The 19,897-nt window shown below is 73.3% G+C and carries 21 protein-coding genes; 12 read left to right on the forward strand and 9 right to left on the reverse strand.

Translation table 11 applies throughout. The features are described 5' to 3' along the window. Window positions 1-55 precede the first annotated feature (55 nt). Window positions 56-961: a LysR family transcriptional regulator gene (locus ACZ6TB_RS42890; protein ID WP_465565664.1), complete on the forward strand. Its 906-nt coding sequence runs from the start codon at window positions 56-58 to the stop codon at window positions 959-961. Here ACZ6TB_RS42890 and ACZ6TB_RS42895 read toward each other — a convergent pair. Continuing rightward, window positions 924-1,805, reverse strand: a complete 882-nt coding sequence (locus tag ACZ6TB_RS42895; protein WP_465565666.1) for an alpha/beta hydrolase family protein — start codon at window positions 1,803-1,805, stop codon at window positions 924-926. The two genes, ACZ6TB_RS42890 and ACZ6TB_RS42895, sit on opposite strands and share 38 nt — an antisense overlap. Window positions 1,806-1,951: 146 nt before the next feature. Here ACZ6TB_RS42895 and ACZ6TB_RS42900 point away from each other — a divergent pair, with 146 nt between their 5' ends. From ACZ6TB_RS42900 to ACZ6TB_RS42925, 6 genes are all read left to right on the forward strand, one after another. After that, window positions 1,952-2,482, forward strand: coding sequence for a QsdR family transcriptional regulator (locus ACZ6TB_RS42900; protein ID WP_465565669.1), 531 nt, complete (start codon window positions 1,952-1,954; stop codon window positions 2,480-2,482). 27 nt (window positions 2,483-2,509) lie between these two features. Continuing rightward, window positions 2,510-2,833, forward strand: a complete 324-nt coding sequence (locus tag ACZ6TB_RS42905) for an ArsR/SmtB family transcription factor (protein ID WP_465565672.1) — start codon at window positions 2,510-2,512, stop codon at window positions 2,831-2,833. Continuing rightward, window positions 2,817-3,419 (forward strand): SRPBCC family protein, encoded by a 603-nt coding sequence (locus tag ACZ6TB_RS42910; RefSeq protein WP_465565675.1) that lies wholly within the window; start codon window positions 2,817-2,819, stop codon window positions 3,417-3,419. The genes ACZ6TB_RS42905 and ACZ6TB_RS42910 overlap by 17 nt, the downstream gene beginning before the upstream one ends. 151 nt (window positions 3,420-3,570) lie before the next feature. Then, window positions 3,571-3,687, forward strand: a complete 117-nt coding sequence (locus ACZ6TB_RS42915; RefSeq protein WP_465565678.1) for a YciI family protein — start codon at window positions 3,571-3,573, stop codon at window positions 3,685-3,687. 51 nt (window positions 3,688-3,738) lie between these two features. Beyond that, window positions 3,739-4,386 carry a dienelactone hydrolase family protein gene (locus tag ACZ6TB_RS42920; protein WP_465565681.1) on the forward strand — a complete coding sequence of 216 codons (648 nt, stop codon included), beginning with the start codon at window positions 3,739-3,741 and terminating at the stop codon, window positions 4,384-4,386. Then, entirely contained in the window at window positions 4,362-5,030 is a 669-nt protein-coding gene (locus ACZ6TB_RS42925; RefSeq protein WP_465565684.1) for a phosphoribosyltransferase, read from the forward strand. The genes ACZ6TB_RS42920 and ACZ6TB_RS42925 overlap by 25 nt, the downstream gene beginning before the upstream one ends. Here the strand turns inward: ACZ6TB_RS42925 and ACZ6TB_RS42930 are convergent. Then, the gene (locus ACZ6TB_RS42930) at window positions 5,014-6,471 is read right to left on the reverse strand and encodes a D-alanyl-D-alanine carboxypeptidase family protein (RefSeq protein ID WP_465565686.1); all 1,458 of its coding nucleotides are present in this window, start codon (window positions 6,469-6,471) and stop codon (window positions 5,014-5,016) included. The two genes, ACZ6TB_RS42925 and ACZ6TB_RS42930, sit on opposite strands and share 17 nt — an antisense overlap. Before the next feature lie 160 nt (window positions 6,472-6,631). On the opposite strand from ACZ6TB_RS42930, the gene ACZ6TB_RS42935 reads away from it, so the two are divergent. Both ACZ6TB_RS42935 and ACZ6TB_RS42940 read left to right on the forward strand, forming a co-directional pair. Then, window positions 6,632-7,984, forward strand: coding sequence for a ferredoxin reductase family protein (locus tag ACZ6TB_RS42935; RefSeq protein ID WP_465565689.1), 1,353 nt, complete (start codon window positions 6,632-6,634; stop codon window positions 7,982-7,984). 470 nt (window positions 7,985-8,454) lie between these two features. After that, window positions 8,455-9,054 (forward strand): polysaccharide deacetylase family protein, encoded by a 600-nt coding sequence (locus ACZ6TB_RS42940; RefSeq protein ID WP_465565692.1) that lies wholly within the window; start codon window positions 8,455-8,457, stop codon window positions 9,052-9,054. A 536-nt stretch (window positions 9,055-9,590) separates the two neighbouring features. Here the strand turns inward: ACZ6TB_RS42940 and ACZ6TB_RS42945 are convergent. From ACZ6TB_RS42945 to ACZ6TB_RS42970, 6 genes are all read right to left on the reverse strand, one after another. After that, window positions 9,591-11,534 (reverse strand): phosphocholine-specific phospholipase C, encoded by a 1,944-nt coding sequence (locus ACZ6TB_RS42945; RefSeq protein WP_465565695.1) that lies wholly within the window; start codon window positions 11,532-11,534, stop codon window positions 9,591-9,593. Between the two features lie 69 nt (window positions 11,535-11,603). Beyond that, the gene (gene selB / locus ACZ6TB_RS42950; protein WP_465565698.1) at window positions 11,604-13,349 is read right to left on the reverse strand and encodes a selenocysteine-specific translation elongation factor; all 1,746 of its coding nucleotides are present in this window, start codon (window positions 13,347-13,349) and stop codon (window positions 11,604-11,606) included. Window positions 13,350-13,352: 3 nt separating this feature from the next. Then, on the reverse strand, window positions 13,353-14,657 hold the full coding sequence (selA, locus tag ACZ6TB_RS42955; protein WP_465565701.1) for an L-seryl-tRNA(Sec) selenium transferase: 1,305 nt from the start codon (window positions 14,655-14,657) through the stop codon (window positions 13,353-13,355). Between the two features lie 65 nt (window positions 14,658-14,722). Then, on the reverse strand, window positions 14,723-15,175 hold the full coding sequence (locus ACZ6TB_RS42960; protein WP_465565704.1) for a GNAT family N-acetyltransferase: 453 nt from the start codon (window positions 15,173-15,175) through the stop codon (window positions 14,723-14,725). Window positions 15,176-15,180: 5 nt separating this feature from the next. Further along, on the reverse strand, window positions 15,181-16,080 hold the full coding sequence (locus ACZ6TB_RS42965; RefSeq protein WP_465565707.1) for a class I SAM-dependent methyltransferase: 900 nt from the start codon (window positions 16,078-16,080) through the stop codon (window positions 15,181-15,183). A 149-nt stretch (window positions 16,081-16,229) separates the two neighbouring features. After that, on the reverse strand, window positions 16,230-16,673 hold the full coding sequence (locus tag ACZ6TB_RS42970; protein WP_465565710.1) for a winged helix-turn-helix transcriptional regulator: 444 nt from the start codon (window positions 16,671-16,673) through the stop codon (window positions 16,230-16,232). 109 nt (window positions 16,674-16,782) lie between these two features. Here ACZ6TB_RS42970 and ACZ6TB_RS42975 point away from each other — a divergent pair, with 109 nt between their 5' ends. The 3 genes from ACZ6TB_RS42975 to ACZ6TB_RS42985 all read left to right on the forward strand — a co-directional run bounded on the left by ACZ6TB_RS42975 (window position 16,783) and on the right by ACZ6TB_RS42985 (window position 18,853). Beyond that, window positions 16,783-17,148 carry a DoxX family protein gene (locus ACZ6TB_RS42975; protein WP_465565713.1) on the forward strand — a complete coding sequence of 122 codons (366 nt, stop codon included), beginning with the start codon at window positions 16,783-16,785 and terminating at the stop codon, window positions 17,146-17,148. 2 nt (window positions 17,149-17,150) lie between these two features. Next, window positions 17,151-17,972, forward strand: a complete 822-nt coding sequence (locus tag ACZ6TB_RS42980; RefSeq protein WP_465565716.1) for an alpha/beta fold hydrolase — start codon at window positions 17,151-17,153, stop codon at window positions 17,970-17,972. A 98-nt stretch (window positions 17,973-18,070) separates the two neighbouring features. Next, a complete protein-coding gene (locus ACZ6TB_RS42985) occupies window positions 18,071-18,853 on the forward strand; it encodes an inositol monophosphatase family protein (protein WP_465565719.1) in 783 nt (260 codons plus the stop codon). Here the strand turns inward: ACZ6TB_RS42985 and ACZ6TB_RS42990 are convergent. Next, window positions 18,834-19,874: a polysaccharide deacetylase family protein gene (locus ACZ6TB_RS42990; protein WP_465565722.1), complete on the reverse strand. Its 1,041-nt coding sequence runs from the start codon at window positions 19,872-19,874 to the stop codon at window positions 18,834-18,836. The two genes, ACZ6TB_RS42985 and ACZ6TB_RS42990, sit on opposite strands and share 20 nt — an antisense overlap. Window positions 19,875-19,897 lie beyond the last annotated feature (23 nt).

Below are 19,897 nucleotides of genomic sequence, written 5' to 3' on the forward strand. Positions count from 1 at the left end.
CCATGCGACCAACGAATGTCGAGCATGGCTGCCATGCCCGGCTAGCATGCGAACCGTGGAAACGCAGCTGCTCGAGGTCTTCCGCACGGTCGCGCGCCTCGGCTCGATCACCGCCGCCGCGCGCCGGCTGCGGTTCACGCAATCGGCGGTGTCGCGGCAGATCGGCGCGCTCGAGCAGGAGCTGGGCGCTCGCGTCTTCGATCGGCTTCCGCGCGGTGTCACCCTCACCGCGGAGGGACGGGCCCTTCTGCCGTACGCGTCCCAGGTCCTCGACGGCCTCGCGTCGGCGCGCGGCGCGGTCGGCGACGTGCGCGCCGTGGCCGGGGGCCGGTTGCGGGTCGGCGCGTTCCCGACGGCCGTCGCCGCCCTGGTGCCGTCCGCGCTGGCGCGCTTCCGGGAGGCGTACCCGCAAGTGGTCCTGTCCTTGGTCGAGGGCCTGACCCCCGCCCTGCTGGAGCGGCTCGCCCGGGGTGAGGCCGACGTCGCCGTGGTGAGCTCCTCGCCGGCGGGGCCGCTCGACCGCGCCCGCTTCGACCTGCACCACCTGGTGGACGAGCGCATGCTGGTGGCCGTCGCCCGCGACCACCGGCTGGCCCGGCGCCGCGTGGTTCGCCTGGCCGACCTCGAAGGGGACGCCTTCATCGCCGGCTCGGCCACCGCCGAGGAGACCCTGTTGCGCGCCTCGCTGCCGGCCGGGTTCCGCCCCCGCATCGAGATCACCGCCGCCGAGTGGACCGGCAAGCTGGGCTGCGTCGCGGCCGGCCTGGGCGTGGCCATGGTGCCGGCGCTGATCGCGGGCCGCGTCCCGCGCGACATCGCCCTGCTGCGCCTGCACCCGGACGACGAGTCGCGCCGCCAGGTGTTCGCGGCCACCCCGGCGGGACGGACGATCCCGGCCGCGGTGGCCGCGTTCCTGACCTGCCTCAACGACGCAGCGGGCAGGTCAACTCGTAGTCGCTGACCCCGGACGCCGGCCCGGGGCACAGGAACTGCTCGTACCGGGTGTCGTCGTCCACGAAGCGCTTCAGCCACGCCACGCTGGTCGACGCGATCGTCGTGTTCGGAATGTTCGGCGCGAAGTGCGACGCCCCGGCGAGCTCCAGATAGCCCTTGTCCAGGCCGGACGGCAAGGAGGCGAAGAACGGCTCGGCATGCTGCCGCACCGGCGCGATCGTGTCGGACTGAGCTCCGATGATCATCGTGGGCACGCCGACTGCGGCGAAGTTCTTGGTCAGGTCCCACGGCGTCATCGGGATCGCGGCCCGCAACGACGGGCGGCTGCGCGCGGCCTCGAGCGTGCCGCCACCGCCCATCGAGTGGCCCATCACGGCCAGCCGGGACTTGTCGACACGGGTGCGGGCGGTGCTGCTGCCGGTCAGGAAGTCCAGCGCGGCGAGGAGTTCGCGGCCGCGGGCGGCGGGCTGGTCCGACGTGGTCAGGGTGTCGATGTTGAAGACCACGAAGCCCTGCGAAGCGATCCGCGGCGCCAGCCAGGCCAGGCTGCTGCGGGTGGCGGTGAAGCCGGGCGCCATCGCCACCGCGCCGAACGTGCCCACGCTCGTGTCGGTGGGGAAGTAGATGTCGCCGCCGCCGAAGCCGGACACCGAGGCGCGAGCCACATTGGCGCGGCCGACCGCGAACGGGCCGGTGGTGGCGCGGATGCCGGCGGCCGACGGGTCGGGGCCGCGCCGGAACGACGTGGTCGCGGCATCGGCGTGCGGCACCAGGGTGACGGCGGCCGCGGCCAGGGCCAGGCCCGCGAGGGCGGCGGCGATGTTCCGTGGACGTGTGATCGCTGCGTGCATGATCTCTCCCCGGACAGAAGAACGAAACTTGGTCGCCGGTACGCGGGGCGGTGGCGCGAAAGTTGAAGATTCGCGTAACCGTGAGACGGCCGTCGCAGAACTTGAACCGATCCAGCAACGATGGTGTACGCCCTGACGTGCGGGTCATGGAGAGAGCCGATGTCGTGCGGGGCGCCGTGCGTCAGTTCCAGGCCGACGGCTCGCTCGACATGGATCTGCTCGCCACCCAGCTCGCGGTCAGCCGGGCCACCCTCTACCGCATCGTGGGCAGCCGGGACGCGCTGCTCGGCGACGCGCTCTGGTCGCTGGCCCGCCGCACCCTCGACCGCGCGCGCCGGGCCCGCGAGAAGCCCGGCGCCGACGGCGTGATCGAGGTGTCCCGCCGCTTCGCCGAGCGGCTGTGGGCGGCCCGCCCGATCGGCCGCTTCGTCGCCGCCGAGCCGAAGACGGCGGCCCGCGTGCTGTTCACCGCCGACGGCCGGGTCCACCGCCGGGCCGTGCTGACCCAGCGCGAGATCTTCGTGGAGGCCGGCCTCCCGATGAGGAGCGACGGGATCGATCGCGCCTTCCTCTACGTCCGGATCATGGAGTCGGTCCTCTACGGCGAGCTGATCAACGGCCGCCGGGTGGCGTTCCCCGTCGCCGAGAAAGCGTTGCGCGCCCTGTTGACGGCGTAGTCGGTAAGTCGTAGCTTACGGTAAGCCATGACGAACGCAACCGCGATGCTGACGGCGCTGGGCGATCCCACCCGGCAGGCGATCTTCGAGCGGCTCACCGACGGCCCCCTCGCCGTCGGGCAGCTCGCCGACGTCCTGCCGGTCAGTCGCCCGGCCGTCTCCCAGCACCTGAAGGTCCTCAAGGACGTCGGGCTCGTCACCGACCGGCAGGACGGCACCCGCCGCCTCTACTCGGTCGACCCGGACGGGCTCGCCGCCCTGCGCGCCCACCTCGACTCGTTCTGGGAACGGTCGCTCGCCGCCTTCCAGCAGCATGCCAACCGGGAGAAACAACATGATCAAGACAACTGACGCCGTACGCCGGGAGGTCGTCGTCGACGTGCCGCCGGCGCGCGCCTTCGAGCTGTTCACCGCCGACATGACGACCTGGTGGCCGGCGGCGCACCACATCGGGTCGGCGCCGATCGCCGAGATCGTGGTCGAGCCCCGCCCCGGCGGCCGGTGGTTCACCCGCCACCAGGACGGCTCGGAGTCGTACACGGGCTTCGTGGTGGTCTGGGAGCCGGCCGCCCGGCTCGTGGTCACCTGGCAGATCGGCGCCGACTGGAAGTACCACGACGACCTCGCGACCACCATCGAGGTCCGCTTCCAGCCGGCGGGGAAAGATCGCACCCTTGTCTCCCTCGAGCACCGTGACCTCGACGCGTTCGGCGCCGACGCCGCGGCCATGCGCGAGACCTTCGACGCCCCCGACGCCTGGACCGCGACGTTCGCCGCCTACGCCCACGCCGCCACTCCCGCCCACGCCGCCGCTCTCGCCCCCGCCGCCACTCCCGCCCCCGCCGCCACTCCCGCCACCCCCACCGTCGCCGCTACCCCCACCGTCGCAGCCGCTCCCGCCGCCGCGCCCACCGACCCTTTGGGCGACAAATCATGAAATATGCGGTCATGTTGTATGAGTCGGCGGACAACGTCGGAACCCGCGCGCAACAACACTTCCCCGCCCACAAGGCCCGCCTCGACGAGTTCCATGCGCGCGGCGAGCTGGTCATGGTCGCACCTTCGGCGACCCGCAGGGCGAGGGCTCGATGGGCATCTTCACCAGCCGGGAGGCGGCCGACCGGTTCGCCGAGGGCGACCCGTTCGTCGTGAACGGCGTCGTCAAGGCCTACGAGATCCGCGACTGGCTCGAGATCCTCACGTAAAACCGGGCAAGTCCGGCGAATAGGTCGGCCAATCGGGGGTACGCGGAGGGGATGACGTCTGCGACGACAACGACGTTCCCCACCGCGGGAACGGAGCTCGAGGGTGACCTGGTCCTCCCCGCCGGCGCGCACGGCGTGGTGGTCTTCGCGCACGGCTCGGGCAGCTCCCGGCACAGCCCGCGCAACCGGTCGGTGGCCGCCGAGCTCAACCGGCGCGTCCTCGGCACCCTCCTGGTCGACCTGCTCACGCACGAGGAGGAGGTCGCCGACGCCCGCACCCGCGACCTGCGGTTCGACATCGGGCTGCTGGCCGACCGGCTGATCGGCCTGGTCGACTGGCTCGGCGGGCAGCCGGTGACCCGCAGCCTGCCGGTCGGCCTCTTCGGCGCCAGCACCGGGGCGGCCGCCGCCCTCGTCGCCGCCGCCGCCCGTACCCACGAGGTGCACGCCGTGGTGTCCCGCGGCGGCCGGCCCGACCTCGCCGGGCCCGCGCTCGTCCAGGTCGAGGCGCCGACCCTGCTGATCGTGGGCGAGAAGGACCTGCCGATCGTCGAGCTCAACGAGCAGGCCCGCGACGCGCTGACGATCGAGACCGAGCTGCGCGTCGTGCCGGGCGCCACCCACCTGTTCGAGGAGCCGGGGACGCTCGAGATCGTGGCCGAGGAGGCGGGAACGTGGTTCGCGTCGCATCTCCGATGATCTTCAAGGACCGTGCGGACGCCGGGCGGCAGCTCGGCGAGGAGGTCGCCCGGGTGCTGACCGAGGACGACGGCCGCCCGCTGGTGCTGGCGCTGCCGCGGGGCGGGGTGCCGGTCGCCGTCGGCGTCGCCGCCCGGGTCGGCGGCGACCTCGACCTCGTGCTGGCCCGCAAGATCGGGGCACCGGGACGGCCCGAGCTCGGGGTCGGCGCGATCGCCGAGGACGGGCCGCCGGTCTTCGACCCGCGCTCGCTCGAGACGCTCGGGATCACCGCGGACGACCTGGCCGCCACCGTGTCGGCCGAGCGCGCCGAGCTCGGCCGGCGGGTCGGCCGCTACCGGGCCGGGCGGCCGGCGCCGGCCGTGGCCGGGCGCTCGGTCGTGCTCGTCGACGACGGGCTGGCCACCGGCGTGACGGCCCGGGCCGCCCTGAGGTGGCTGCGCGGCCGGGGGCCCCGGCGGCTCGCCTTCGCCGCGCCGGTGTGCGCGCCCCAGGCGTACGAGTCGCTGGCCGCCGACGCCGACACCATCGTCTGCCTGAGCGCCCCGCCCGCCTTCCGTGCCGTCGGACAGTGGTACGAGGACTTCCGTCAGCTGACCGACGAGGACGTCGACGAGGCGATGCGAATCAGGGCCGGCGGCTGAGCTTCCACCACGTCGTCGGCGGGATGGTCGACCCGTCCGCGGCCAGCGTGATCTTCTGTCCGCCGGCGGTGACGTCGCCCAGGTACTGCCCGGTCGTGACCTTGTCGCCCAGCACCGGCGTGGTCACCTTGACCTGGTAGCTGAGGCCGGGCCAGCCGACGACCTTGAGCGCCGTGGCCGGGCTGACCGGGACGGTCGAGCCCCACGCGGTCGACACCTGCCCGAGGGTCTTGTCGGCCAGGATCGTGTACTGCTTCACCGCCGCCCGGGCCGCGGTCAGCAACTTGCGCACGACCTTGTTGACCTGCGCGAGCTGCTGCGGCGTGTTCGCCCCCGGCTGCTGGAAGACCGCGCCCACCACCGTGAACGTCTTGCCGCCGGCCTCGAGGTGCGCCGCGAAGAGCAGATTGCCGCCGGCGTCGTCGGTCGAGCCGGTCTTGATGCCGAAGACGCCCAGCTCGCCGAGCAGGTCGTTGTAGTTCTTGATCTCCCCGGCGACCGGGATGGTCGCCGACGGCTGGGCCACGATGCCGGCGAAGACCGGGTCCTTGAGCGCGGCCCGGCCCAGCAGAACCTGGTCGGCCGCGGTGCTGACGGTGGTCGCCAGGAAGCCGCTCGGGTCGGTGTAGTGGGTGTTCTTCATGCCGAGCTCGTCCGCGGCCGCGTTCATCCTGGTCAGGAACGCGTCCTGGCTGCCCGCGTCCCAGACGCCGAGCATGTGCGCCACGTTGTTGGCCGAGGGCAGCATGAGCGCCTCGAGCGCCTGCCGCTCGCTGATCCTCTCGCCCGCCGCGACCGCCACGAGCGACTGCCCGGACGGGATGCGGGCCTGGTAGTCGGCCACGTCGGCCGAGGTCACGGTGATCGTCGGGCCGTCGTTGCCGTCCTCGAGCGGGTGATTCTTGAGGATCAGGTACGCGGTCATCACCTTGGCGACGCTGCCGATGGCGGCCGGCTTCTTCGCCCCCGAGCCGCCGAGCCGGCCCAGCCCCTCGACCATCAGCTCGGCCGAGCCCTGCGACGGCCACGGCAGCGACAGCTTGCCCGGGATCTTGAGGGTCGAGGCGATCGACGTGGTCAGGGTGGCGGCCGGCAGGTCGCGCTTGAGCTGGACGGTCACCCCGGCGCCGAGAAGAGCGAGAAGAAGGACGAGCGGCACGAGTACGGCGAGAAGCAGCCGCTTCCGCTTGCCGGCGCGCGTCTTTCCGGCCGGCGCGGGGGCCGGGACCGGAGGAGGGACCGCACCCGGCGGGGACGCACCCGGCGGCGGGACCGCGCCCGGCGCCTGGGGCTGGGCCGGGATCGGGACCGATGCCTTGCCGGCCGCGGGCTTCCCGCCGTACACCTGACCGGTGGGAGGTTGTCGCGGCGCCGGCGGCGTGCCGCCCGGGGTGACCCTCGCCGAGCCGACCGCCGGTCGTCCGTTCCCCGCCGCCGTCATCACCCCTCCTCGCCGCGCCGGACACCCCGGCCGCCCGACCAGTATTCCCGGTCCGCGCCAACTCCCCGGAGTGCTCTTGTCAGCAGGGTGATTTCGAACCGAACCTTCTTCGGCTACGTGTGGTATTCACCGGCATAGGCCAGCAGCGGGGAGACTTCGGATGAGCGCCGTGACCCAGCCACAAACCCGCACCGCGACCACCGCGCGCAGCGCGCATATCGCCCTCTGGATATTCCTGATCGCCAACCTGGTGATCGTCGAGCTGATGTTCGCCACCGCGGGCCCGCCCGCGCACAACACCCTGACCGCGATCGGCCGTTTCCTCGGCCTGCATCTCGCCTTCGTGATGGCCCTCCAGCTGCTGCTGGTCGCCCGCCTGCCGTTCCTCGACCGCCGGATCGGTATGGACAAGCTGACCAGCTGGCACCGCTGGACCGGCTTCTCCCTCTTCTGGCTGGTTCTGCTGCATCCCACGTTCGTGCTGCTCGGCTACTCGCAGCTGGACAAGATCTCGTTCCTCGGCGAGATCCCGAACCTGGCCAAGCAGATGCCCGTCCTGCTCGGCATGACCGCCGCGGCGCTGATCGTGGTGATCGCCGCCATCTCGCTGCGCGCCGTCCGCCGTCGCGTCTCCTACGAGTCCTGGCACACCGTGCACCTGCTGGTCTACATCGTCGTGACGCTCGGCATCGTGCACCAGCTCTACGAGGGCAGCGCCTTCAAGACCAACATCTTCACCGAGGTGTACTGGTGGGGCCTGTGGGCGTTCGCGATCGGCGCCCTGCTCACCGGCCGCGTCCTCGTCCCGCTCGTCCGCAACGCCCGCCACCAGCTCAAGGTCGCCGCCGTCGTGCCCGAGGCCGACGACGTGGTTTCGGTCTACCTCACCGGCCACAACCTCGAGCGTCTCGACGCCCGTGCCGGGCAGTTCTTCCTGTGGCGGTTCCTCGGTCACAACCCGTGGTGGCAGGTCAACCCGTTCTCGCTGTCGGCCGCCCCCGACGGCCGCTCGCTGCGCCTAACGGCCAAGGGCATCGGGGCGACCAGCGCGGGCCTGCGGCGGCTGCCGATCGGCACGCGGGTCTTCGCCGAGGGCCCGTACGGCGCGTTCACCGCCGGCCAGGGCGTGACCGGCAAATCGCTGCTGATCGCCGGGGGCATCGGGGTGACGCCGATCCGGGCCCTGCTCGAGGACGAACGGCTGCCCGCCGACATCGTGGTGCTCTACCGCGTGCACGACCCGGCCGAGGCGGTCCTGCTCGGCGAGATGAACAACCTGGCGTCCGTACGGGGCGCCCGCCTGCACGTGCTGGCCGGGCGTACCGGCACCGGCACCCCGCCCAACCAGCCGTTCAGCCCCGAGAGCCTGCTGGCGATGGTCCCCGACATCACCGAGCGTGACGTGTTCGTCTGCGGCCCCGCCGGCATGACCGACGCCGTCCTCCGCAGCCTGCGGGCCCTGAAGGTCCCACCCCGCCAGCGTCACGCCGAGACGTTTCGTCTCGCAAGTTAGGTTTGCCCGGAGCGTGTAGCCTCCGCCGAGTGATCACGCTGACCCGCCGGCGGCTAGTCCTCGGTGCCGTTTGCGCCGCTTTGGTCGCGCTGCCGGCGGTGAGCGGGTGGAGCGCGGGCCGTTCCCTGCGGTCCACCGCTTCACCCTCTTCCGTTCCGCCGTCTTCCTCCCCCGCCGCCCCTTTCGTGCCCATTTTCTCCGCCGCCCCCGCTTCTGCTGTCGCCGCTCCGCCGTCTCTTTCTCCGCCGTCTCCCGCTTCGCCGGCTCTTGCTTCGGCGTCTGCCGCTTCGCCGGCTCTTGCTTCGCCGGCTCTTGCTTCGCCGGCTCTTGCTTCGCCGGCTCTTGCTTCGGCGTCTGTTGCTCCCGTCGGATGGAAGCTGAGCGACATCCCGCGTTTCCCCCCGCGCCCCGCTCCCGAGCCGATCACCCTCCCCGAGGGCGACGAGATCCCGTACCTCTCCCGTATCCCGGTGACCCAGCCGGTGGCGTTCCTGACCATCGACGACGGCGTGCTGAAGGACCCCGAGGCCCCCAAGCTGTTCGCCGCCGCCGGCATCCCCGTGACCCTGTTCCTGACCACGAACTTCATCGAGGACGACGTCCCGTACTTCGACAACCTCCGCACGTACGGCGCCGTGATCGAGTCCCACACCATCTCCCACCCGGAGTTGCGCGGCCGCTCGTACTATTTCCAGCACCGCCAGATCTGCGAGAGCACGGACCAGCTGGAGCAGTGGTACGGCCGTCGCCCCGTGCTGTTCCGCCCGCCCTTCGGCGACAAGGACCACACCACCTTGCGCGTAGCCAAGGAATGCGGCCTGCGTGCCGGTTTCATGTGGAAGGAAACCGTCGACAAGGGCATCGTCCGCTACCAGGAGGGCAAGTCGATCCAGCCCGGCGACATCATCCTGATGCACTTCCGCCCGGCGTTCGTGAAGGACTTCCTGGCCGCTTTGCACGCCATCCATCGGGCCGGCCTGACCCCCGCCCTGCTCGAGGATTACGTCCCGTCGGAGGCCGCGGTGGTGACCGGCCCGCCGGTCGATGGACGGGAGCGTTCGGCCCCCTGAGGCGCCGCCCAGCTGAGGCGCCGCCCAGCTCTGAGGCGCCCAGCCTGCCGGCCCACCGCTGTGGACGGTCCGCAAAAATGTCATACCCGGCCCGTAACGTCTGCCCCACCCAGTGACCGGGGTGGGGTTTGTGTAGGCCGGCTTGGGGATGAACTTTTCGCAGGCGGCCTTGGTGGTCGGGATCAACCGGCGCACCGGTAGACGATGGCGTAACGGCCCGAACCCGATCACCGCAGCCGTCCGACGCACGGTGCGCCGCTATCGGAGCGAGAACACCCGGGTGCATTTCGCCGACCGCAGGCGGCAGCGCGCGACGATCCGGCAGAGAGCGCCGCCGAGCGGGGCCGGGATCCGTCCACAATCAGCCGGGACCCAAGCCCCAACGCCCATCCTGCCAACGGCTACCGGCCGCATGCGGCGCACCGGCGGCCGAGGCCCGCCGGCCACGCCCGAAGACCCCGCAACATCACCGCCAACCCCTCCGGGCTCGCGACCGCCAAGGGCCACGCCGCGACCGTCAGGGCGGGCCGCGACCGTCAGGGCTGGCTGACGCCCGGCACAGCGTTCCCGGTCAGCCGGCGGGCATACCGAGGATCGACATCGCTGGTGAGCGACACGTCATACCAACCTTGGCGCACCGGCAAATGACGCGTCTGGCTCTGCCCCGGGTTGAGGCGAATCACCGAGCGCTCCCCCGAATAGGCATCGGCGAGGATCACCCGCTTCGCCCGCGACGACGAGTTCGCCAGGATCAGCCGGCCCTGCCGGACCGTAACCTCGACGCCCGCGCCTCGGAAGCGGCGCAAGAAGCCGTCCGGGCCGTGCACCGTGACGTCGGCCTCCCGATCCCACGATCCGCTGAGGTGGGTGCGGGCGGCGGCCGTGAAGGTTCGGGGCGCGCCGCCGGCCTCGGTGACGTGGAAGACGGCGGCGGCGGGGCCTCGGCTGGCGAACGTGAGCTCCAGCGCCGGGCCGAAGCGGGCCGAGACGGACAGGTCGTAGCCGAGGGGCCGGGCCGGGCGGACGCCGTGCTCGGGGCGGGGCAGCGACGGCGACGCGGGCGGCGTCGGCACGTAGTCCGGGTGTCGCGAACGGTCGGCGGGGGCGTACGCGCTCGTGTCCGGCAGCGACGGCGCCGCGGGCCGGGTCTTTCGGAAGTCGAACGCGAGAGTCAGATCGCCGCAGACGGCGCGCCGCCAGGGGGAGATGTTCGGCTCGTGCACGCCGAAGCGCTTCTCGAGGAAGCGGATGATCGAGGTGTGGTCGTAGACCTCGGAGCAGACGAAGCCGCCGGTGCTCCACGGTGACACCACCAGCATCGGCACGCGCTGCCCGAGGCCGTACGGGCCGGCGACGTGGCCGTTGGAGGCGGGCAGGAACTCGTCGCGCAGGTCGACCGTGGAGCTCCCGGCGGTCGGATAGGCGGGCACCACGTGGTCGTAGAAACCGTCGTTCTCGTCGTACGTGATGAGAAGTGCCGTTCTGGCCCACACCGCGGGGTCGGCGGTCAGCGCGTCGAGCACGTTGGCGATGTACCAGGCGCCGTAGTTGGCGGGCCAGTTCGGGTGCTCGGTGTAGGCCTCGGGCGCGACGATCCACGACACCTGCGCCAGCTTGCCGTTCAGCACGTCGTTCCGGAGCGGCGCGAACATGTCGTCGCCGTTCTTCAGACTGGTTCCGGTGCGGGCCTTCTCGTAGAGCGGCGAGCCGGGCGCGGCGTTGCGGTAGGCGTCGAAGTACAGCAGCGAGTTGTCGCCATAATTGCCGATGTACGGGTCGGAGGTCCAACCCCAGAAGCCGGCCGCGTCGAGCCCCTCACCGGCGTCCTGGTAGATCTTCCACGACACCCCGGCCGCCTCGAGCCGCTCCGGGTAGGTCGTCCAGCCGTACCCGAGCTCGTCGTTGGTGACGACCGGGCCGCCGCCCTTGCCGTCGTTGCCGGTGTACCCGGTCCACATGTAGTACCGGTTCGGGTCGGTCGGACCCATCAGGGAGCAGTGGTACGCGTCGCAGATCGTGAACGCGTCGGCCAGGGCGTAGTGGAACGGGATGTCCTCGCGGGTCAGGTAGGCCATCGTGGTCGCCGACTTGGCCGGCACCCACCGGTCGTACCGGCCGCCGTTGAACGCGTCGTGCCCGTCGTTCCACCCGTGCGGCAGGTCCTGCAGGAACGCCAGCCCCAGGTCGTCGACGTCGGGCCGGAACGGCAGCACCCCGTCCTGGTTCCACACCGACGATCCGTCCGGTTTCAGAGCCGCGACCCGGTCGCCGAACCCGCGCACCCCGCGCAGCGCCCCGAAGTAGTGGTCGAACGACCGGTTCTCCTGCATGAGGACGACGACGTGCTCGACGTCGGCGATGGTGCCGGTGCGCCGGTCGGCCGGGATGGCCGCGGCCCGGGCGATGCTCGGCGACAGGGCGGTCATGGCGGTCGCACCGCCGGCCAGCGCCAGGAATCCACGACGATTGATCCGATCCATGCGGCACAGTCTCGGCGGGACGCGACCAACAGCGGGCGGCGGCGAGGAGAACAGCTCACCTACAGTCGGTCATTCGACCGTGACGCGGCGGTCGTCCGGCAGGCGCCGGGTCAGGCCGCGGCGGTCGAGCAGCTCCAGCAGCGGGACGGCGACCCGGCGGGTGGTGTCCAGGGCCCGGCGGGCCTCGCTCAGGGTGAACGGCTGGGGCAGGGCGGCCAGGGCGCGGGCGGCTTCCTCCGGCGCCGCGGGGCGGAGCACGACGTTGGGCGCCACCTGGATGAGCAGGCCGGCGCGGACGGCGGCGGCCAGCTGCTTCGGGCCGAGGCCGCGGCCGGCGAGGTCGTAGGTCTCGGGCGCGGTGAACGGCGCCAGGCCCGCGAACGCCTTGCCGACGGCCGCGGTCAGCTCGGCGGGGATGCCGGGGCGGCCGGCCGACACGCGTCCGCCGTGGACGGTCAGTGTCCCGTCGGCGGCGATCAGGGCCTCGACCAGGGCGCGGTCGGGCAGGCCGAGACGGTGCCGGAGGGCCTCGATCGGGGCGCCGGGCTCGAGGGGGTGCTCGGCGCGATGGCGGTCGACCTCCTCGGTCAGGCGCCGGGCCAGGCCGGACCAGTGGGCGGGGTCCGCGTACCACTCGCCGGTGACCGGGTCGCCGTCGAGCGGGACGCCCATCGCGGTCAGGTCGCGGCCGTGCATCAGGTGCCGGCGGGCGAGCTCGCCGCGCAGGCCGGGGACGCCGTCCAGGGTGGCCAGCTCGGCGGCGCGGGCGGCGGCGGCGCCGCGGCGGTTCAGACCGGGCGGCTGTACGTCGAGGACGGTGACGCCTCCGGCGACATGATGGCGGCCGGGGTCGCGCAGCAGGGCACGGTCGCCCACGCGCAACGGCAGCGGGCGGGCCAGCCGCAGCCGGGCCGTGTCGGCGCCGAGCGGGCGGACCCGGGCCGGGACCGCGGCCGAGCCGAGGTGCAGGGTCAGCGTGGCGGGCAGGCCGGCGACCGGATCGCCGTGCACGCGGACGTCGACGAGATCGGCGTCGCGGAACCGGCCCGGGGTGAGGAGGGCGTCGCCGCGGCCCGCCCGGTCCCGGTCGACGCCGCGCAGGTTGACGGCGATCCGGGCGACGGCCGTGACCTCGCCGGCGGTCTGTCCGAGCGACTGGAGTCCGCGTACGCGAACCAGGTCGTCACCCAGCCGGAGCTCGTCGCCCACCCGGACCCGCCCCGCGCCCAGCGTGCCGGTCACCACCGTGCCGGCGCCCTTGATCGTGAAGGCCCGGTCGATCCACAGCCGCACCGGCGCGTCGCCGTCGGCCGCCGGAAGCCGCGCCACGAGCCGGTCGATCGCCCGCCGCAGCTCGTCGAGGCCGGCGCCGGTGCGACCGCTCACCGCGACCGCCTCCACCTCCCCCAGGCCGGTCGCCGCGATCTCGTGCCGCGCCCCGGCGATGGCGGCGGCCGGGTCGGCCAGGTCGGACCGGGTCACCACGAGCAGGCCGTGCCGCACGCCGAGCGCGTCGAGGGCGGCCAGGTGCTCGGCCGACTGCGGCATCCAGCCCTCGTCGGCCGCCACCACGATCAGGGCGGCCGGCACCGGGCCGACGCCGGCCAGCATGTTCGGCACGAAGCGCTCGTGGCCGGGCACGTCCACGAACGCCACGGTCGCCCCCGACGGCAGCGTCGTCCAGGCGAAGCCGAGGTCGATGGTCATCCCGCGGCGGCGCTCCTCGGCCCAGCGGTCGGGCTCCATGCCGGTGAGCGCCCGCACCAGCGTCGACTTCCCGTGGTCGACGTGGCCGGCGGTGGCCAGGACGTGCATCGCCTACTCCGCCTGCTGGGCGACGGCGAGAACGGCGGAGATCACATCACCATCGGCGTACGGCGGGACGCAGCGCAGATCCAGGAGCAGGCGGCCGCGCTCGACCCGGCCCACCACCGGTCGGGGGGCGGCGCGGAGGCTTTCCGCGTACGGCTGCGGGAGTGAGAGTGACCACGACGGAAGCCGGACGCCGGGTGCACCGCCGCCGCCCACCACCGCCGTCGATTCGACCAGGGTGACCTCGACGCCCGCCTCGGCCAGGCGCTCGCGGACGCGGTCCGTGCGGGACCGCAGCTCGTCCGGGTCCGCCCGCAGCGCCCGCCAGGTGGGCGTCCCGGGGCCGGTGAGCGTGGCCTGGAGGGCGGCGAGGGTGAGCTTGTCGACCCGCAGCGCCCGGGCGAGGGGGTGGCGGCGGAGGCGTTCGACCAGGCCGGCCTCGCCCAGGACGAGCCCCGCCTGAGGCCCGCCGAGCAGCTTGTCGCCGCTGGCCGTGACCAGGCTCGCGCCGGCGCGCAGGGACTCGGACGCGGTCGGCTCGTCGGGCAGCAGCGGGTCGGGGCGCAGGAGTCCGGAGCCGATGTCGGCGACGACCGGCAGTCCGAGCCGGGCCAGTTCCTCGATTTTGGCGTCACCGGTGAATCCGCTGATCACGAAGTTCGACGGATGCACCTTCAGAATGAATCCCGATTTTTCGGGGTTTATTGCCTTGCGGTAGTCGTCGGTGGACGTGCGGTTGGTCGTGCCGACCTCGCGCAGCCGGGCGCCGGTCGACTCGAGCAGTTCGGGCAGGCGGAAGCCGTCGCCGATCTCCACCATCTCGCCGCGGCTGACGATGATCTCCTTGCCCGCCGCCAGCGCGGTCGCGGCCAGCACCAGCGCCGCCGCCCCGTTGTTGACGACGTGCACGTCCCCCGCCTCGGGCACCGCGTCGTGCAGCGCCCGCATGGCCGTCCGCCCCCGCCGGGCCCGCCGCCCGGTCGCGAGGTCGAGCTCGACGTCGGTGTGGCCGGCCGCCGCCCGGATCGCCGCGATCGCGGCCTCCGACAGCGCGGCCCGGCCCAGGTTGGTGTGCAGCACGACGCCGGTCGCGTTGAGGACCGGACGCAGTCCCCCGGCCGTCCCGGGGAGCGCGGCGACCGCGGCGTCGGCCACCGCCTCGGGCGGCAGGTCGCCGGCCCGGGCCCGCTGCTGGGCGGCGCTCACGGCGGCCTTGACGGCGGCGCGGCCGAGCCGGGCGGCGGCTTCGGCCAGGCGGGGATCGGCGAGGACGACGTCGGTACGCGGCACCCGCCGGCGCGGATCATCCACGGCGAGCCGCACCGGGCCCCGGCGCCGCGACCGTGCCGAACGCGCGATTTGCCACGATCATGAGGCTATCCGGAGGCCAGCCGCAGGTCCACGAAGGGGATGGTGTCGCCGGGCAGGACGTAGCGCTCGATCTCGACGAAGCCGTGCCGCAGGGCGAAGCGCAGGCCGTCCTCGTTGGAGGCGAGCACCACCGTCTCGATCGCCTCGGCGCCGAGGTCGTGGGCCGCGGCCAGGGCGCGCTGGTAGATCTGCTCGCCCAGGCCGTGGCCGCGCCGGTCGGGCAGGACGCGGGCGATCACGGTGGCGGCCGTGTCGGCGGTCGGCGGGCGCACGGTCGAGTTGCCGACCCGCTCCCCGTCCAGGTAGGCCACCTCGAGGCGGTTGCGGCCGGCCCGCTCCTCGACCTCCTCGGGCGCGAGCGGCGCGGTCGGGATGATCAGGTTGTGGATGTCGCGCCAGTCGCGCAGCAGCGCCTCCGGGCCCGCAGGCCGGACGCGCTCGAAAACCAGCTCGGGCATGCCGCTCAGGGTAGTTTGCGGAAGTGCCACAGCACGGCGCCGGGCGCGCCGGCGAAGACGCCGCCGTGTGCGGACGGCGCCTGTGCCATCAGCGTCCACGGCCACATGTCCCACTCGCCGGCCTCGACCGTGGCGGCCATCGGCGCCCGCGGGCCGGTCTCGTCGGTGAGCCGGGGCTCCTCGCAGCGCCGCAGCTCGAGGCCGGCCGGCAGCGCGGCGCCGAGGTAGTCACTGGCGCGGTGCCGGTAGGACGGGATGAGCCGGGGCTCGCCGGCGTCGGTGCGCACGTGCGGCACCGAGCCGAGCAGGACCATCTCGTGGTGGATGTCGGTCACCACGAGGCTGCCGCCGGGCCGTAGCACCCGGACCAGCTCGGCGAAGGCCGGTCGCAGGTCGGGCAGGTGGGCGAGGGCGAGCGCGCAGACGGCGACGTCGACGTGGTCGTCCGGCAGCGGCAGCGCGTCGAGCGGGGCCTCGTGGAACTCGGCGCCGGGGACCCGCTCGCGGGCGCGGGCCAGCATGTCGGGCGAGCTGTCGACGCCGATCACCCGGTGGCCGCGGGCGGCCAGGTAGGCGGTGTGGCGGCCGGTGCCGCAGGCGGCGTCGAGCGCGACGCCGGGCGGGATCGCGTCGACGACCTCGTGGACGAACGGCTCCTCGATCGGGAACAGGCCGTTGCCGGGCTGGTCGTAGGTGCGGGACCAGACCCGGTAGCCGGACCGGGTGTCGACCGTGCCCACGGTGACGCCGTCGTGCGCCAGCCCGGGCTCGGTCAGCAGGCGGCGGATCTCGGCCACGCGCTCCTCGGCGAACCCCTGGTCGTAGTCGCCCCCGTACGCCCGAAGGAGAGCGAGACCCTCGAGCCCGAGCAGATAGTGCAGCGGATTTTGATAGATCGCCGTCAAAGCATCACTCCGGGGAAAGGGTTCACGGCCGGCGGGGGTAGCACCCGCCGGCCGGCTTCGGCACGGCAGTGAGGGGCGCGCGCCGGATGTGGCCGCCGAATGGAAACGGCCTTCCGAAAAGTCTTTCTGAACCCCCGATGCCGATGACGTTAGGCTTTCTTGCCATTCGGCGGCAACGCATTTTCCCGGTCGGCCGCCTTTTCCCGGTCGCCCGCCTTGTCCCGGCCGCCCGCATAGGTCGCGCGGGCCGCCTCGATGTGCGGCACGTGCTCCATCGCCCACCCGGCCAGGGCCAGCGCGGGCGCGAGCAGGCTGCGGCCCATCGGCGTCAGCGCGTACTCCACCCGCGGCGGCACCTCGGCGTGCACGGTCCGCGCGACCAGGCCGTCCCGTTCGAGGTTGCGCAGGGTCAGGGTCAGCATCCGCTGCGAGATGCCCGGCACCTGGCGGTGCAGATCGGTGAAGCGCAGCGTGTCCCGTTCCAGGGTCGCCACCACCAGCAGCGTCCACTTGTTGCAGATCTGGTCGAGGATCGCCCGGATCGTCCGGCCGCCGTCCCCGCGGATCATGCAGGTGTGCTCGTACTCCGACATGACAGCCCCTTGTGCCCTACGCACACACGTGTGCCTTTTGTACGCGCGTCAATAGTGCCGCATCATGTGGCTTCTTACGTTCGGTAACCGTCCTGGTCAAGGAGTCGCTGTGGAAATCGCGTACTGGATCGTCGGGGGGCTGCTCGCCGTCTTCTACGTCTACGCCGGCGGCAAGAAGGTGGTGCAGTCCCGCGAGCGGCTACTGCCGATGATGGGGTGGGTCGACCGGATGCCGATGCGGCTGGTCCGCACGATCGGCGTCCTCGAGGTGCTCGGCGCCGCCGGCCTGATCCTGCCCCCGCTGACCGGCATCGCCCCGGCGCTGGCCCTGGTCGCCGCCATCGGCCTGGTCCTGATCCAGGTCGGCGGCATCGTGGTGCACGTGTCCCGCGGCGAGGCCCGCCTGATCGGCCTGAACATCGCGCTGCTGCTGATGGCCGCCGTGGCGGCGTGGCTGGCGACTGCTTGGATCTAGGCATGTCGCTGCCTCCCGACCACGACCTGCCGCTCCCCGACGGCCGCGTCCTGCGGTACTGCCTGTACGGGCCGCCCGGCGGACTTCCGGTCATCATGCACGGCGGCTCGCCCAGCAGCCGGTGGAAGCGACCGGTCCAGGTCGAGGGGATGGAGCGGGGTCCCGTACGGCTGCTGGTGTATGACCGCCCCGGCTACGGCGGGTCCACCCGCCACCCCGGCCGCACCGTGGCCGATGCCGCCGCCGACGCCGCCGCCCTGGCCGACGCCCGGGGTTGGTCCCGGTTCGCCGCCTTCGGCGGCTCCGGCGGCGGGCCGCACGCCCTGGCCTGCGCCGCGCTGATCCCCGAGCGCGTCACCCGGTGCGCGGTGCTCTCCGGCATCAAGCCGGCCGATCCCGCCAAGCCCGCCGAGGCCGCCGGCCCCTCACTCTCCGAATCGGCGCTGCGCGGCCGCCTGGCCGACCGGGCCGCCACCATCCTGGCCGCGATCGAGGCCGGCGGCCCCGAGTTTCCCGCCGAGCCCGGCCCGCCGGCCCGCACCGACCCCGACGCGATGGCCCGCATCCGGGCGACCTTCGTGGACGGGATGGACGGGTGGGCCGACGACAGCCTGGCGTTCGCCCGGCCGTGGGGCTTCGACCCGGCGTCGATCGCCGTGCCGACGGCGATCTGGCGCGGAACGGCCGACCCGAACGTGCCGGCCGACCACGCGGAGTGGCTCCTGGCCACCATCCCCGGCGCCGAGGGACACGTCTACGAGGGCGGCCACCTGCCGGGGCCGGACATCTACGGGGACATCTACACCTGGCTGGCCTTGCCGTGAGCCGCGCGGAGCGGTGCGGGACCGACGACGGGCCGGCGGCCGGTTTCGCCTTCATGATCCGGTGAGCGGTCTGAGCGACGTCCGCTAGCGTGGCGGCAATGGAGAGAGATCTTGTCGCGGCGCGTGATCTGGCCGCCGGTCTTGCCGAGCGGGCCGGCCGGCTGCAGATCGACCGGCGTGACACGCTCAAGGTCGGCGCGCCCAAGGCACACGCCAACGACGTCGTGTCCGATGTCGATATCGCCAGCGAGCGGCTCATCGTGGACGCCATCGAGGCGGCCTGGCCGGACGACGCCATCCAGGCCGAGGAGGGTCACGGCCACGCCGGCCCCAGCGGGTGGACCTGGATCATCGATCCGCTCGACGGCACCCGCAACTACATCAGCCGCAGCGGGCCCTGGTCGGTGTGCATCGCGCTCTACGACGAGGCGCAGCGGCCGCGGGTGGCGGTCGTGCACGATCCGGCGGCGGGCGAGACGTTCAGCGCGGTGGACGGCGGCGGCGCGTTCCTCGGCGGCGAGCCGATCTCCGTGTCCGGCGGCCCGCCGCTGGGCGAGGCCCTGGTCGGCGTCAGCTTCCAGCCCGGTCCGGCGACCAAGGAGCGCGCCGGCCGGATGATTCGGGAGCTGCTCCCGAAGTCCGGCGACATCCGGCGCCTCCCGGCCGCGCTCAACCTGGTCTACCAGGCCGCCGGCCGGCTCGACGGCGGCGTCGCCCTCGACACGAAGCTGTGGGACATCGCGGCCGGCGCCCTCATCGCGCGGGAGGCCGGCGTGGTGCTCGGCGGCCACGGGCCGGACTACTCGACCGAGCTCACGGTCGGCGCCGCCCCGGACCTGTGGCCCGCGCTGTCCGAGCTGGTCAGGTCAGCAGCGCGCTGAGGGTGACCAGCTCGTAGCCGCCGGCCCGCAGCCGGGTGATGATCTGGGGCAGGGCCTTCGCCGTCTGCGGCGCGTTGGCCTCGGTGATGTGCAGGACCACGATCGAGCCCGGTTTCGCCTGCGCGACCGTGTCGTCGGCGATCCGCTTGGCGTTGCCGCCGAAAGCATCGCCGGATACGTCGTCGAACTCGACCGCGGTGCAGCCGGCCGGGGCGATCGCGGCCAGCGCCGCCGGGTCGTAGCAGCCGCCGGGGAACCGGAAGTAGCGCGTCGGGTGGTCGGTGTACCGGGCCAGCACCTGGAACGAGCGCTCGACGTCGGCGGCCATGTCGGCCGGGGCGATCGTGCCGAGGCCGTAGCAGGGCGCGTGGAAGCCCTCGTGCGCCCACGAGTGGCTGGCCAGCTCGAACCGCGGGTCGGCGGCGAGCCGCCGGGTGAGCTGCGGGTACGCCTCGACCCACTTGCCGGCCAGGAAGAAGGTGGCCGGGGTGCGGGCCCGCTGGAGCTCGTCGACGACGGCGACGTTGGCGTACGAGCGCACCTTCCCGGCCGCCAGCCGCCGCAGCATGGCGTCGGTCATGTTCGAGTCGAACGTCAACGCCACCCGCTTGCGGTCCCGCGGCCCGTGGAAGATCAGCGGTGGCCGGGTGCCGCGCGGCACCGCCCCCGCCCCGGTCGGCGCCGGCATGGCCAGCAGCCGCGCGGCCGGCAGCGCCGCGGCCTCGCCCAGCTCGGCGCCCGCGACCCGCCCGGCGCGCGGGTCGGCGACCGCGATGACCGGCCCCACCGGGGCGGCGGCCGATCCGGGCGACCCGTCCGGTCCCGGAGGCGCCGCGCTCGTGGACGAAGCGGCCGCCGGTTGCCCGCTCACGACCGGCGCCGGGCGCGACGACGACGAGGCGGCTGAGGACCCGGCGGCGGACGCGGAGGCGGCAGACGGCGCGGACGAGCCGGACCGGCACCCGGCCAGCGCCACGGCCAGAATGACGACGACCGGCACGAACCGGCGACGAGGCTTCACAGATGCGGCAGCTTAGCCGACGA

This window comes from Actinoplanes sp. NPDC051537, assembly GCF_055586105.1.

Coding starts and splice junctions, on each gene's coding strand:
- ACZ6TB_RS42895 (WP_465565666.1), bottom strand. CDS start 1,805: ATGCACGCAGCGATCACACGTCCACGGAACATCGCCGCCGCCCTCGCG.
- ACZ6TB_RS42900 (WP_465565669.1), top strand. CDS start 1,952: ATGGAGAGAGCCGATGTCGTGCGGGGCGCCGTGCGTCAGTTCCAGGCC.
- ACZ6TB_RS42905 (WP_465565672.1), top strand. CDS start 2,510: ATGACGAACGCAACCGCGATGCTGACGGCGCTGGGCGATCCCACCCGG.
- ACZ6TB_RS42910 (WP_465565675.1), top strand. CDS start 2,817: ATGATCAAGACAACTGACGCCGTACGCCGGGAGGTCGTCGTCGACGTG.
- ACZ6TB_RS42915 (WP_465565678.1), top strand. CDS start 3,571: ATGGGCATCTTCACCAGCCGGGAGGCGGCCGACCGGTTCGCCGAGGGC.
- ACZ6TB_RS42920 (WP_465565681.1), top strand. CDS start 3,739: ATGACGTCTGCGACGACAACGACGTTCCCCACCGCGGGAACGGAGCTC.
- ACZ6TB_RS42930 (WP_465565686.1), bottom strand. CDS start 6,471: ATGACGGCGGCGGGGAACGGACGACCGGCGGTCGGCTCGGCGAGGGTC.
- ACZ6TB_RS42935 (WP_465565689.1), top strand. CDS start 6,632: ATGAGCGCCGTGACCCAGCCACAAACCCGCACCGCGACCACCGCGCGC.
- ACZ6TB_RS42945 (WP_465565695.1), bottom strand. CDS start 11,534: ATGGATCGGATCAATCGTCGTGGATTCCTGGCGCTGGCCGGCGGTGCG.
- selB (WP_465565698.1), bottom strand. CDS start 13,349: ATGCACGTCCTGGCCACCGCCGGCCACGTCGACCACGGGAAGTCGACG.
- ACZ6TB_RS42960 (WP_465565704.1), bottom strand. CDS start 15,175: ATGCCCGAGCTGGTTTTCGAGCGCGTCCGGCCTGCGGGCCCGGAGGCG.
- ACZ6TB_RS42970 (WP_465565710.1), bottom strand. CDS start 16,673: ATGTCGGAGTACGAGCACACCTGCATGATCCGCGGGGACGGCGGCCGG.
- ACZ6TB_RS42980 (WP_465565716.1), top strand. CDS start 17,151: ATGTCGCTGCCTCCCGACCACGACCTGCCGCTCCCCGACGGCCGCGTC.
- ACZ6TB_RS42985 (WP_465565719.1), top strand. CDS start 18,071: ATGGAGAGAGATCTTGTCGCGGCGCGTGATCTGGCCGCCGGTCTTGCC.